The sequence below is a fragment of the Pseudomonas sp. MM213 genome (assembly GCF_020423045.1).
Classification (GTDB): domain Bacteria; phylum Pseudomonadota; class Gammaproteobacteria; order Pseudomonadales; family Pseudomonadaceae; genus Aquipseudomonas; species Aquipseudomonas migulae.
This window is the reverse complement of the sequence record NZ_CP081943.1, coordinates 488,212-501,220: the sequence shown is the minus strand read 5'-3', so window position 1 is coordinate 501,220 and position 13,009 is coordinate 488,212. Positions and strand designations below refer to the sequence as shown.

The following is a 13,009-nucleotide window of genomic DNA, read 5'->3' as shown; positions in this document are numbered from 1 at the left end:
CTGTTCAATGCCGGGAAACGCAACAGCCAAAGGGCGGCAGTGGCCTGCCGCCCGGCTATCGCGCGTCGATCAGCGCGTGTATGAGGTCACTTGCCGATGGGCGTGACGAGCACCTTTTCATCGGAATCGAGGACGAACACCGCCAGCAAACGCGCAGGTTGGGTATCGCTGGCATTGGCGCTGACTTCGTGCACGGAGCCCGGCTCCTCTACGAAGTTTTCGCCGACGTTGTAGATCTTTTCCGGCTTGTCTTTGATTTTGATGCGAAACGAGCCTTCCAGGACCGTTGCATAAATGAAGGCCGTTTTCGGATGGGTGTGGGCCGGCGACGCGGCACCAGGCCCATATTCGACAACCACGCCTTTCATACTCTTGCCGGGGATATTGGGAATGGGCCGGTCGAACACGACCGTCACCTTGCCCGCGGGTTTGTCGTCGGCCGACGCGGTGATCGAGAGCGCTGCAAAAGCAGCGGCCAGAAGATATCGGGTGAACATGGCAAATCTCCTTATGCGTCTGTTTGATGAGGGCACAACCCGGCGTCAGGACCGGGCGAGCCAGTCCTCGAAACGAATCGCGCCCAGGCGCGGGTGCTTGCCGGGGGTCAGCGACTGATCGTCGAGCACCGCGCCGAAGTAGCGTGCGTGCACGTCCGGTACGACTTTGCGGGTGTCCCCGGTTGCCCGCAGAAAGCGCCTGACCAGTTCGTCCAGCGGCATGGCCTCGGGCCCCGCGACTTCGAGCGTGCCGTTGACCGGTGTTTGCAGCGTGACCTCCGTCAGCGCCGCCACTACGTCGTCGGACGCCAGTGGCTGGATCAGCGCGGGCGAAAGGCAAATCTCCTCACCGACGGCGGCCGATTGCGCGATACCGCCGACAAATTCGAAGAACTGCGTAGCCCGCAGGATGGTGTAAGGAATGCTGGACGCCTTGATCAGGTTTTCCTGGGCGACCTTGGCCCGGAAATAGCCATTCTCGGGAAGCCGTTCGCTACCGACGATTGACAGGGCCACGTGATGACGAACGCCGGCGGCCGCTTCAGCCGCCAGCAGATTGCGGCTCGAAGTTTCAAAGAAGTCGAGGACGGCCTGGTCTTCCCACGACGGCGCGTTCGCCACGTCGACGACGATATCAGCGCCATCCATCGCTTCGGCCAGGCCTTCGCGGGTGATGCTGTTTATGCCCGTACTGGGGGCGGCTGCGAGCACGTCATGGCCGCGCTCGCGGAGGTTGTTCACAAGTTTCGATCCGATGAGGCCAGTGCCTCCAATGACGACGATCTTCATGGGTTCTCTCCGCTTCACGACGGCAACCATTGCTGTCGGTGTGAGTAAAGAGTGCCCCCGTGCATAAGCGAAGTCCTTGCGCAGGCCTTGGATTTACCTTCGCTCACGCTTGGTTTTTCGTCCAAAAAAACCGCCGTTTGAATGTCATCCTGACTCGGCGGTGCAGCCGGTTACGCGCTGCCGTATTATCGACTGCTCGTACCCATTACCCGCTCGACCAGGGGATATTCACCTTGCCATTCGTGTTTGAAGACTACGTACTCGATCAAGAGCGCCGGGAACTCACCTTGCGCGGGCAAGTCGTGCCCATCGGGCCACAGGTTTTCGATTTATTGCTGCAGCTCGTCAGCCAGCGCGATCGCGTCGTCAGCAAGGATGACTTGCTCAAGGCGGTGTGGAGCGGCCGGGTGGTTTCGGAATCGACGATCACCAGCCACATCAATGCGGTACGCAAGGCCATCGGCGATACCGGTGAGGAACAGCGCCTGGTTCGCACGGTGCCGCGCAAGGGTTACCGCTTCATTGGCCAGGTCGATGCAGGCGAGACCGCCGAGGCCCGGCAACCTGACGAACACGGTATCGGCGCAGGCGTGCCCGCCGACCGGAATGAACCCCTCGTGCTACCGGACAAACCCTCGATCACTGTCCTGCCCTTCCAGAACCTGAGCGGCGACCCGGAACAGGATTACTTCGCCGACGGCGTGGTTGAAGACATCATCGCCGCCCTGTCGCGGATCCGTTGGCTGTTCGTGATCGCGCGCAATTCGAGCTTCACGTACAAAGGCCGGGCGGTAGACGTCAAGGGTGTCAGCCAGGAGCTCGGCGTGCGTTACGTGCTGGAAGGCAGCGTGCGCAGGTCCGGTGACAGGGTGCGCATCACCGGGCAACTGATCGATGCGACGACCGGAACGCACCTCTGGGCGGAGCGCTTCGAAGGCACGCTCGACGACATCTTCGAGTTGCAGGATCAAATCACTGAAAGCGTCGTCGGTGCCATCGCGCCGCAGCTCGAACGGGCGGAAATCGAACGGGCCAAGCGCAAGCCGACGGAAAGCCTCTGCGCCTACGACTATTACCTGCGGGGAATGGCGAAACTGCACAATGGCACACGGGAAGCCATCGAGGAGGCGCTGGTGATGTTCTACAAGGCCATCGAACTCGACCCGGAGTTTGCGTCGGCCTATGGCATGGCGGCGTGGTGTCATTTCTGGCGCAAGTTGAATGGCTGGATGACCGATCGACCTCAAGAGATCGCCGAAGGTGCGCGGCTGGCGCGACTGGCCATGGCGCTTGGTCGGGACGATGCGGTGGCGTTGACGCGAAGCGGGCATGCGCTGGCCCATCTCACCGGTGATGTCGATGGCGGCATTGCCCTGCTCGACAGGGCGCGCCTGCTCAATCCGAACCTCGCTCCTGCCTGGTTTTTGGGCGGTATTTTGCGTGCACTGCGCGGTGAAACAGACGCCGCCATCGAGTTTTTGACCCATGCCGTGCGCTTGAGCCCGCTGGACCCGGAGATGTTCAGGATGCAGGTGGGTATGGCGCTCGCGCACTTCGTTGCCGGGCGCTACGACTGTGCGACGGACTGGGCGGATAAGGCATTGCGCAACCTGCCCACCCTGCTGCCTCCGGTCGCGCTGCTGGCGGCCAGTCATGCGCTGAGGGGACAAATGAATAAGGCGAAGCAGGCGATGCAGCGCTTGCGCGAGCTGGATCCTGCATTGCGTGTTTCCAATTTGAAAGAATGGCTGCCTATTCAGCGGCCAGAGGATCTTGCTCGTTTTGCGCAGGGGCTGCGGATGGCTGGGTTGCCTGAGTGAGTGTGGTGCGGGTCACTTCGCTTGGGGGTATATCCGTTTCTGCGGTGATGGCCGCTATTGGTTTCGCTTTTACAGCGAGTCACTTGGAAGAGCCCCAAGTAACCAAGGGCTCTTGCCCCTTTCGTTCGGTGGCTCGCTAAGGCTCGCCATGCCCTCGCTCCGGTCCTGCTCCGTGGGCCCGCCGCCATCGGCCATCCCTGGCCGGGGGCGGCTAACCCGGCATCCATGCCGGGTTGCCCACTGCGCAGAACCTCCACTCGGCCTCTCGAGGGGGCGCTCAGATCAAAAGCTGAAGGCGAGCTAACGCTCGGCCTGATGAGTGGTGAGAAGCAAAAGCAAACGCGATTCCCTGTAGGAGCGAGGCTTGCCCGCGAAAAACGACCGGGCAACGCGTTCATTCAGACAGCCCGCGTTATCGTTGACGTCCATCGCCAGCAAGCTGGCTCCTACAAGGGAAATGCATAGGTGTCTGGAAAAATACGATCCCCCCTGTAGGAGCCGGCTTGATGCGGGCGGCGTTCCGACGATATCGGTGGGTCAGTCGACGTTTGTATTGGCTGGACGGACGCCATCGCCAGCAAGCCGGCTCCTACAGGGGATCGGTGTTCATGTCCGGAATGAGTGAACGCAGCAGTGAAGCAGAACGCGTACGCAAATGAGCCAGGTCGGCTTTCAGGCCGCCTCGGCGGCCTGTGGCGGTAGTCGCCCCCTCGAGAGGCCGAGCGCAGGTTCTGCGTAGTGGGCAACCCGGCAAGGATGCCGGGTTAGCCGCCCCCGGCCATGGATGGCCGATGGCGGCGGGCCCACGGAGCAGGACCGGAGCGAGGGTATGCCGAGCCACAGCGAGGCACCGAACGAAAGGGGCAAAAGCGCTTTGGTTACTTTCGCGCTTTTCGAAAGTGACTCGCCGTAAGGGCGAAACCATTAGCAGCCGTTACCACAGCAACGGATATGTACACCCTTCCCAAATCCAACTCCCCCGCAAACTAAAAAACCGCAGCTCAGTTATTGCGCAACAGCACGTAAGCCTCACCACCATTACGGTCATGCTGAAGAATGAAGTTTGCGCCCTGCAGGCTAACCTTCGACGGCACACGATCCGCCACCGCTGTCTGCGAATATGGCTGCACAGCGCTCAGCAATTGTCGGGTCAGGCTATCGTCGGACTGACTCGGAGTCGTGACCACGCACTCTTTCGCAGACAACTGCACCGCAAGGTTTTTGTCAGCCGTGAAGCCGATACGGGTAAAGCCCATATCCTGCAGATCATCGATACCGTAACGCTTGGCTGCTTCGGCCGAACCGACGAACGATGGCGCAGTCTTCAGGCAGACGTCGGTGAAAGCTTCAATGGCCTTGGACTTAACGGGAATCGGAGCATTCGGGGTTGATGCAGCGCAACCGGCGAGCAAGAGAAGGCTGGACAAGGCGAGCTTGCGAAACAACGAATTGGACATGACGCAGGGATCCTTCCATTTGAATACGGCGCGCAACCATCGGGTCGCGTGCCACTTGAGCAGGTGGGCCCGAATGGTAAAACAAGCCCGGCCTCCACCGCGAGAGGATTAGCGCCGAGGCCCTTCTCATTCAGCATCGGCAAGGAGTCAAGACGATCTGCATCGGACTCAATACGTTCAGAACCCAATAGCGCGGCATCAAAGGCAACACTGTCTCCACTCCCAGCGCACACCGCGTTGTGTTGTGAAAGGTATTGCCACCCCACTATTGGAAGCCTGACTCATGAAAACCTTAAGCATCGAGAACTACAAAACCAATGCCGCCTCTGGACAATCATCGCTCGGGAGCAAAACCACAGCGATTGGAACTTACGGAGCGTACTTTGCCCTCGCCGTGATCTACTTCTGGTTCGGTGGCATGAAATTCACTCACTACGAAGCGCAAGGCCTGGTTCCGCTGGTGAGCAACAGCCCTTTCCTGGGTTGGGTCTACAACATTTTCAGCGTCGATACCTTCTCCAGTTTACTCGGCGTTCTGGAAGTCTCGATCGGCGCTCTTATTGCAGGCCGACTGCTGTCACCCAAGCTTTCATTGATCGGTGGCGCATTGTCAGCCGGGCTGTTTTTCACGACGTTGAGCTTTATGTTGTCGACACCAGGAGTAATCGAACCCAGCCTCGGTTTCCCGGCCATTTCGGTTGCACCGGGCCAGTTTCTCCTGAAAGACATCGGGTTGCTTGCCGCCTCCATCTTCGTGGCCGGCCATTCATTATCCGCGCTGGAAAACCGCTGAATCGATGATCCTTCTCTTGGGATGGCCTGAAGCAATCCGATGTTTTCAGGCCATGCCCCATCAAGAAAGTCCGTCCCCCTCTCCCGCCAAATCTTTTAGCCAGTCCCGAGGGCTGTAGCCCGTCTTGCGACGAAACGCGCGAGCAAGTGCCGAAGGACTTTCATAACCGACTTCTGCGGCGATCAGCGTAATCGGCCGTCCTTCACGCAAACGCTTCTGCGCCAGGCTGATACGCCAGCTCAGCAGATAGTCCGCCGGTGTCTGCCCTATAACGGCCCTAAAATGCACGGCATAGGCCGCACGCGACATGTTCGACTCGCTCGCCAGTTCCGCCACCGACCAGGCACGGTGAGGTGCGTTGTGCATTTGCACCAGCGAGCGCGCCAGTCGCGAATCCGCGAGCCCGGCCATCATGCCGGTCCGCAGTTGGTGATGATCGAGCAGATGTCGAAACAGCAGGATGATCAGTAATTCGAACAAGCGATCCAGCGCCGCTTCCCTGCCGCAATGTCCGGCTGCCGCCTCAACGAACATCCATCGCAGCGTATCGGCCAGCTGCGGCAACTCTTCCAGGGGCAGCACCAGGCAATCAGGTAACGAGGCAGACAACGGGTTATCGACCCCGCCCTCAAACTCCATCGACGCGCACAAGAGTTGAGCGCCATCGGGCTCACCGGCGAACAGTTGATGCCGGCTTGGGCGTGGCAGAAAAATCAGACTGGGTTGCGTCAGCAGCACGTCCTTACGGTCGCCGCCCCGCAAAGTGATGGTACCGGCCTGCAGCAGGTGAATATGACCACGCTGGTCGGCGCCATCGTACGCCGCCATACCGCACAGCCTGCCGTTGTAAAACAGGTGTGCGCGTACGCCGAACTGCGAAAACAACGTAGACAGGCGATCCATGGGCATTCTCTTGGAGTGGTACAGACCGGAGGTCTTTGACTGGGTGTATATCCATTCCTGCGGTAACGGCGGCTATTGGTTCCGCCCTTACGGCGGGTCACTTGGAGAAGCGCCAAGTAACCAAGCGCCCGCGCCCCTGACGTACGGTGGCTCGCTAAGGCTCGCCATGCCCTCGCTCCGGTCCTGCTCCGTGGGCCCGCCGCCATCGGCCATCCCTGGCCGGGGGCGGCTAACCCGGCATCCATGCCGGGTTGCCCACTGCGCAGAACCTCCACTCGGCCTTCCGACGGGGCAGATCAAAATCAAAAGCCAAGCAAAAGCCAAAGCGAGGCGGCCTGCCAGCCGACCTGTCTCTATAACCGTACGCGCTCGCCTTCACTGCTGCGGTCACTCATTCCGGATATGTACACCGATCCCCTGTAGGAGCCGGCTTGCTGGCGATGGACGTCAACGATAACGCGTACTGTCTGAATGAACGCGTCGCCCAGACGTTTTTCGCCGGCAAGCCGGCTCCTACAGGGAATCCCATACGCTTTTGCTTTTCACCACTCATCAGGCCGAGCGTTAGCTCGCCTTCAGCTTTTGATCTGAGCGCCCCCTCGAGAGGCCGAGCGCAGGTTCTGCGCAGTGGGCAACCCGGCATGGATGCCGGGTTAGCCGCCCCCGGCCATGGATGGCCGATGGCGGCGGGCCCACGGAGCAGGACCGGAGCGAGGGCATGCCGAGCCTTAGCGAGGCACCGAACGAAAGGGGCAAGAGCCCTTGGTTACTTGGGGCTTTTCCAAGTGACTCGCCGTAAGGGCGAAACCGCCAGCCGCCATCACCGCAGCAACGGATATCCCCCCACCCAATCCCAAAAACCCTCCCAACCCTAGGTGTGATGAATCTCCCGATCCTTGGTTTCCGGCAAAAAGAACGTCCCAAGAATAGCCGTCATCACCGCAATCACGATCGGATACCAAAGCCCGTAGTAGATATCCCCCGTGGCCGCGACCATGGCGAACGCAACCGTCGGCAGGAAGCCGCCAAACCAGCCATTGCCAATGTGGTACGGCAACGACATCGAGGTGTAGCGGATACGCGCCGGGAACAGTTCCACCAGCCACGCCGCGATCGGGCCATAGACCATGGTCACGTAGATCACCAGGATGGTCAGCAACAACAACACCATCGGGTAATTGGTCTTCGCCGGATCCGCCTTCTCAGGGTAACCGGCGTCCTTGAGCGAGGTGCCAAGGGTGGCGACGAAGGCATCGTTGCGGGTCTTGAAGTCGGCGGCCGGCATGCCGGTGCCCTCGAAGCTCTCGACCACTTTGCCGCCAATGCGAACCTGCGCAATGGTGCCCGGCTCGGCTTTTTCGTTGATGTAGGGGATGGCTTTCTTCGCCAGTACCGTCTTGGCAAGGTCACAGGAACTGGTGAATTTGGCTTTGCCCACCGGGTCGAACTGGAACGAACACTGGTCTGGATCAGCAACCACCGTGACCGGGTTTTTCGCCTGAGCCGCAAACACGTCGGGGTTACCGTACTGGGTCAACGCATGGAAGATCGGGAAGTAAGTCACCGCCGCGAGAATACAACCGGCCATGATGATGCCCTTGCGGCCGATGCGGTCGGACAGGCTGCCGAATATCACGAAGAACGGCGTGCCGATCAGCAGCGAACCGGCGATCAGCAGGTTGGCGGTCTGCGGGTCGATCTTGAGCATTTGCAGGAGGAAGAACAGCGCATAGAACTGCCCGGTGTACCAGACAACAGCTTGGCCGGCAGTACCGCCGAGCAGCGCCATGATCACAATTTTGAGGTTTTCCCAACGAGCGAAGGATTCGGTCAGCGGCGCTTTGGACGACTTGCCCTCGGCCTTCATTTTCAGGAACACCGGCGATTCGCTGAGTTGCAGGCGGATGTACACCGAGATGATCAGCAACAGGATCGACAGCAGGAACGGAATCCGCCAGCCCCAGGCCTCGAACGCTTCAGTACCTAGGATCGTGCGGCAAGCGAGGATCACCAACAGCGACAGGAACAGACCGAGGGTCGCGGTGGTTTGAATCCACGAAGTGAAATAGCCGCGCTTGCCCTTCGGCGCATGCTCCGCGACGTAGGTCGCCGCCCCGCCGTACTCACCGCCCAACGCCAGGCCTTGCAGCAGTCGCAAGGTGATCAGGATGATCGGCGCCGCGACGCCGATGGTCGCGTAGCCGGGCAGAAACCCGACGATGGCGGTGGAGATACCCATAATGACAATGGTGATCAGGAAGGTGTGCTTGCGTCCGATCATGTCGCCCAGTCGCCCAAACACAATCGCGCCGAAAGGCCGTACGGCAAACCCCGCGGCGAACGCGAGCAGCGCGAAGATGAAGGCGGTTGTCTCGTTGACGCCGGCAAAGAAGTGCTTGGCGATGATCGCGGCGAGAGAGCCGTAAAGGTAGAAGTCGTACCATTCGAACACGGTGCCCAGGGACGAGGCGAAGATGACCTTGCGCTCCTCCCTGGTGATCCCGTGGTTGGGCACGTTGCCCGTGGTGGTGTTGTCGATTGCGGCCATGAGTCTTCTCCGTCTTGCTCTTGTTGTAGGCCGGAGCACCTCACTAGCATCGTCGCACCCAGGCCCTGGGGCTGAAGTTATCGGACTACGGAATGCACAAAGCCTGGCAACAGGCTGACCGCCTCACATCACTGCAAGGTTTCATGAAGCATAATCACCTTCGTGCAGATATCCACTCGCCAGCCTGCAAACCCTCAAATACGCGGAGAACCCGCCATGAATCAGCGCAAAACCGGCTACGCCCCCGTCAACGGGCTACGGATCTATTTCGAGATTCACGGCGCAGCGCACCCCACGCGACCGCCCCTCGTCCTGCTGCATGGCGGTGGCGACACCCTTGAAACCTCATTCGGTCAGATCCTGCCGGTGCTGGCGGCTGAGCGTCAGGTCATTGCCATTGAACAACAGGGTTATGGGCACACAGCAGACATCGTCGACCGTCCGTTCAGCTTCGAGCAATCCGCGGACGACACGGCGGCACTGCTCGCGTATCTGCACATCGGGCGAGCGGACCTGTTCGGTTTCAGCAATGGCGGCACCATCGCCTTGCAGGTGGCGATCAGGCATCCGGACCTCGTGCGCAAAATCGTGGCGGCGTCGGCGCTGGTCAATCGTGACGGCGCCTATCCGTGGCTCTGGGAAGCGATGGCCAACGCCACGCTGGAGAACATGCCGCCAGAGTTGCAGGAGGCGTACCTCAAGGTCGCGCCGCAGCCCGGTAATCTGCGGCTGATGCATGACAAGGCAGCCCAGCGCATGCGCGATTTCAAGGACATCCCCGACGACGATATCCGCCGCATCACCGCGCCGACGCTGGTGGTGGTCGGCGATGCGGACGTCATCCGCCCCGAACATGCCGTGCAGATGTTCCGGTGCCTGGCACACGCGCAGCTTGCCGTGCTCCCCGGCACCGATCACATGCAGGTGACCACGCGCACCGAATGGCTGGTGCCGATGATCGACGCGTTTCTCGATGCCTGAAAACGGGCGTCGTGACGCCCGTTATCAGGGGGCTTAGCCCTGACAGCAGCGCGCCCCGACACGGCAAAAACAGGAGGCGGTGATTTCCACATCGGCCCGCGCCATGGCCAGATCGAGGCGGGTTCGCGCCGCCGCGGCTTCGGCGTCCCGCCCCAAGCGTTTCAGGCACTCCACATAACCGTGGAGGCTCCAGACATTGTCCAGATGCCAGGACGCACGGCTCAGCGTGTCGTCCAGCCCCAGATCGGCCCGGTAGGCCTGCAAGGCTTCTTCCACCCGACCCTGCTCCAGCAGCAGCGCACCCAGCGCGTGTCGCACCGGTTGCATCCAGCCCCAAGGCTCGTCGTACGGCAGGTTGTCGTCCAGTGACTGCGCCTCGCGCAGGTGAGCGAACGCGCTGTCGTAGTTGCCTTTGCGGTACTCGATTTCCCCATGCAGCATGGCGCCGGCCACCGCCAAAATGTCGGTGCATTGATTGTTGAAGAGGTAACGCGTTGGCGGCACGCGGGTCAGCGCATTGATGAACAGCCGTTGTTCGGCTTGCGCGGCGGCGATATGCCCGTTGGCCGCGTGCGCCACGCCTCTGGCGTAATGCAGCATCGCGGTGGTCACGCAGTACAGTTCCTGGTCATTGGGTAATGGAGTGGCGAGGATGTCCTGCCATTTGCCGAAGCGGATCTGCACATGCACCTTCATTGACACGAAGCTTTCCAGCCAGTCGGCCATGGGCGGTTGCTCGACGCGCAGCAGTTCTTCCTTGATGGTCGACATCAGCTCTTCGGCGGCGTCCAGCGCCGGTTGGTATTGCCCGAGGAACATCGCCGAGTAGAGTTTGAAGTGGTAGTTGTGGCATCGATACAGGGTGTAGAAGTTGAGCGGCCCTTCCCGCTCCAGGAATTTGCGGTCGGCCAGGATCGCTTGGCTATTGGTGTTCATGGCCCCACGGTAATCGCCGCAGAGCACGTCTATGTGCGACGGCATGTGACGCAGGTGCCCGGCGTCCGGCACCAGGTCGCGCAGAACATCGGCGGCGCGCAACGCGCGTTCGGGATGGGGTGACATTTCCAGGGTGTGGACGTACATGTGCAGCACGCCGGGGTGTGGCGCACCGCCCAGTGCCTGCTCCAGCACAGCCAGCGCTTCGAGGGTGTCGGCGCCCGGCGCGGGTTCACCGGTTTTCAGATCCCACAACAGCCAGGGTGTGCGGTCAATCAAGGCTTCGGCAAACAGCGCCGCCACATCGGGATCGTCGGGAAAGGCTTTATAGACATCGCGCATTGACGCCGCGTAGGCATCGTTCCAGGTGAATAGTTGTTCAACACTGTCGGCAGCGTCGGCCTGATAGCGTTGCTCAAGCGCCCGGATCAGCGCTTGTTCCACCGGTTTGGCACCGTCGCAATGCGCCAGCGCAGTACGCGTCGCCAGTCGGGCCTGAGCGACGGCGTCTTTCAGCTCCTGTTCGATAAACGCGTCCCAGCGCTTGTTGTAGTTGGGGCCGCTGGCATAGGCGATTCCCCAGTAGGCCATCGCGCAATCGCGGTCGTGTTCGATCGCCTTGCGGAAACAGCGGATGGACTCATCGTGGTTGTAGCCGTAGCACCACAATAATCCGCGGTCGAACCAAAGCTGAGCCTGTGGCGAACGCGTCGTTACGGGGCGGCTGTAGGTGCCCAAATCGTAATAGTCGTGCATCGGTTTACCCTCTCGATCAGAGCCTGGAACCTCGCAGAAAATGCCTCACGGCCTGACTTGCCGGAGACCGTCGATAGTTCGGGAGATCCAGCATACCCCGGCTGCTCCGGCCGGGCGGTGCAGCCGACGACAGGCTGGCGCCATGGGTTTCCCCGGATATTCCGCTCACCCGAGATCCTGTAGGAGCCGGCTTGCTGCGGGCGGCGTTCCGACGATGGTGTGTCAGCTAAAGAATTGTCGACTGACACTCCATCGTCGGAACGCCGCCCGCAGCAAGCCGGCTCCTACAGTTGGGTGTGGTGTCTGACCGGTCTGCCCTTGAGCAGGCATGCGCCCAGACGCCCTTTCGCATCATTGGCAAACCATTGCCGGCGTCGATAGTCACCATCAACTCAATGAAGTTCTCTTAAAAACTGTGCGGCGTAACATCAGCTCCATACCAAACAACTACACCCCGGAGCACACCACCATGAAACGCCAACTCTTCCTCAGCATCGCTTTCTCGGTTTTTGCAGTTAACGCTTTCGCCGCTTCTTCTGCTCACCCGGTTGTCGCTGAAGGCGGCTCGGATCGTCTGATTGAAAGTCGTGTGGCTGAGGGTGGTTCGGATCGTTTGATCGAAAACCGCGTTGCCGAAGGTGGTTCCGACCGTCTGATCGAAAACCGCGTTGCCGAAGGTGGCTCCGACCGTCTGATCGAAAACCGCGTTGCCGAAGGTGGTTCCGACCGTCTGATCGAAAACCGCGTCGCCGAAGGTGGCTCCGACCGTCTGATCGAAAGCCGCGCCGTATGAATGAATAACCCTACCGCGGTACTCAAAAAGAAGCCCGGCCTGACCCGCCGGGCTTTTTCGTGCACAAATAAAATCAGCTCCCCCTTAATGCCACTGGCACACCTGTGATACATAGCTCCTGATTGCGAGTCCCGTATCCAATGAGGTTGCCCATGTTTTTCTCCCCACGCCTGCTGCTGACCTGCGCCCTGTCCGGTTTACTCGCTTGCGGCGCACAAGCCGGCACGCCCTCCCCGGCGCCCGCCAGTTTGCAACCGCTGCTGGTGACGATAAACGAACGCCTGAACATTGCTGATCTGGTGGCGCTGACCAAATGGGACAGCCACAAACCGATCCAGGACAGCGCCCGGGAAGCACAAGTCATCGACAACGCCAGGAAGCAGGCGGGTTCGCGCAAACTCGACCCGGACGAGGTCGCCGAGTTGCTCGCGGCGCAGATAGAAGCCAGCAAACTGGTGCAATACGGACTGCTCGCGCAATGGCAAGCGGCAGGCAACGCGCCTGATGTACCGCGGCCGGACCTTGCCAATCAAATCCGGCCACAGCTGGATGAGCTGCAAAACCGCCTGCTGCAGCACTACGCCGATTTCGCGCCTTATCGCAAAGATCCGAACTGCGCCCAGTGGCTGGCCAAAGAGCGGTCGGCGCTGATCAAGGATGGCCTGCATGGCCAGGCATTGATCCGCGCCACCGGGGATTTGTGCATCATCGGTCGATGAGTCACCTGCCGTCTGCC

11 protein-coding genes are annotated in these 13,009 nt (G+C 60.7%); 5 read left to right on the top strand and 6 right to left on the bottom strand.

Going from position 1 to position 13,009, the window contains the following annotated elements; genetic code table 11:
- Window positions 1–86 precede the first annotated feature (86 nt).
- Window positions 87–497, bottom strand: a complete 411-nt coding sequence (locus K5R88_RS02400) for a cupin domain-containing protein (protein WP_008042324.1) — start codon at window positions 495–497, stop codon at window positions 87–89.
- 45 nt (window positions 498–542) lie between these two features.
- The gene (locus K5R88_RS02395) at window positions 543–1,286 is read right to left on the bottom strand and encodes an SDR family oxidoreductase (RefSeq protein ID WP_223555550.1); all 744 of its coding nucleotides are present in this window, start codon (window positions 1,284–1,286) and stop codon (window positions 543–545) included.
- Between the two features lie 233 nt (window positions 1,287–1,519).
- Between K5R88_RS02395 and K5R88_RS02390 the strand changes: the two genes are divergently transcribed.
- Window positions 1,520–3,106: a winged helix-turn-helix domain-containing protein gene (locus K5R88_RS02390; protein WP_226300307.1), complete on the top strand. Its 1,587-nt coding sequence runs from the start codon at window positions 1,520–1,522 to the stop codon at window positions 3,104–3,106.
- Window positions 3,107–4,107: 1,001 nt separating this feature from the next.
- On the opposite strand, the gene K5R88_RS02385 is transcribed toward K5R88_RS02390, so the two are convergent.
- Complete coding sequence (locus K5R88_RS02385) at window positions 4,108–4,563, bottom strand: hypothetical protein (protein ID WP_226299105.1); 456 nt, start codon at window positions 4,561–4,563, stop codon at window positions 4,108–4,110.
- A 283-nt stretch (window positions 4,564–4,846) separates the two neighbouring features.
- Here K5R88_RS02385 and K5R88_RS02380 point away from each other — a divergent pair, with 283 nt between their 5' ends.
- On the top strand, window positions 4,847–5,356 hold the full coding sequence (locus K5R88_RS02380) for a YkgB family protein (protein WP_226299104.1): 510 nt from the start codon (window positions 4,847–4,849) through the stop codon (window positions 5,354–5,356).
- Window positions 5,357–5,416: 60 nt separating this feature from the next.
- On the opposite strand, the gene K5R88_RS02375 is transcribed toward K5R88_RS02380, so the two are convergent.
- Both K5R88_RS02375 and K5R88_RS02370 read right to left on the bottom strand, forming a co-directional pair.
- Window positions 5,417–6,259 (bottom strand): helix-turn-helix transcriptional regulator, encoded by an 843-nt coding sequence (locus tag K5R88_RS02375; RefSeq protein WP_226299103.1) that lies wholly within the window; start codon window positions 6,257–6,259, stop codon window positions 5,417–5,419.
- Window positions 6,260–7,130: 871 nt separating this feature from the next.
- Window positions 7,131–8,807 (bottom strand): MFS transporter, encoded by a 1,677-nt coding sequence (locus tag K5R88_RS02370; RefSeq protein WP_226299102.1) that lies wholly within the window; start codon window positions 8,805–8,807, stop codon window positions 7,131–7,133.
- A gap of 216 nt (window positions 8,808–9,023) precedes the next feature.
- Between K5R88_RS02370 and K5R88_RS02365 the strand changes: the two genes are divergently transcribed.
- Window positions 9,024–9,788, top strand: coding sequence for an alpha/beta fold hydrolase (locus K5R88_RS02365; RefSeq protein WP_226299101.1), 765 nt, complete (start codon window positions 9,024–9,026; stop codon window positions 9,786–9,788).
- 33 nt (window positions 9,789–9,821) lie between these two features.
- On the opposite strand, the gene K5R88_RS02360 is transcribed toward K5R88_RS02365, so the two are convergent.
- Window positions 9,822–11,480, bottom strand: coding sequence for a tetratricopeptide repeat protein (locus K5R88_RS02360; RefSeq protein ID WP_226299100.1), 1,659 nt, complete (start codon window positions 11,478–11,480; stop codon window positions 9,822–9,824).
- Between the two features lie 469 nt (window positions 11,481–11,949).
- On the opposite strand from K5R88_RS02360, the gene K5R88_RS02355 reads away from it, so the two are divergent.
- Both K5R88_RS02355 and K5R88_RS02350 read left to right on the top strand, forming a co-directional pair.
- Window positions 11,950–12,273 (top strand): hypothetical protein, encoded by a 324-nt coding sequence (locus K5R88_RS02355; RefSeq protein ID WP_223415689.1) that lies wholly within the window; start codon window positions 11,950–11,952, stop codon window positions 12,271–12,273.
- A 152-nt stretch (window positions 12,274–12,425) separates the two neighbouring features.
- A complete protein-coding gene (locus K5R88_RS02350; protein WP_223415688.1) occupies window positions 12,426–12,992 on the top strand; it encodes a chorismate mutase in 567 nt (188 codons plus the stop codon).
- Window positions 12,993–13,009: the final 17 nt, after the last annotated feature.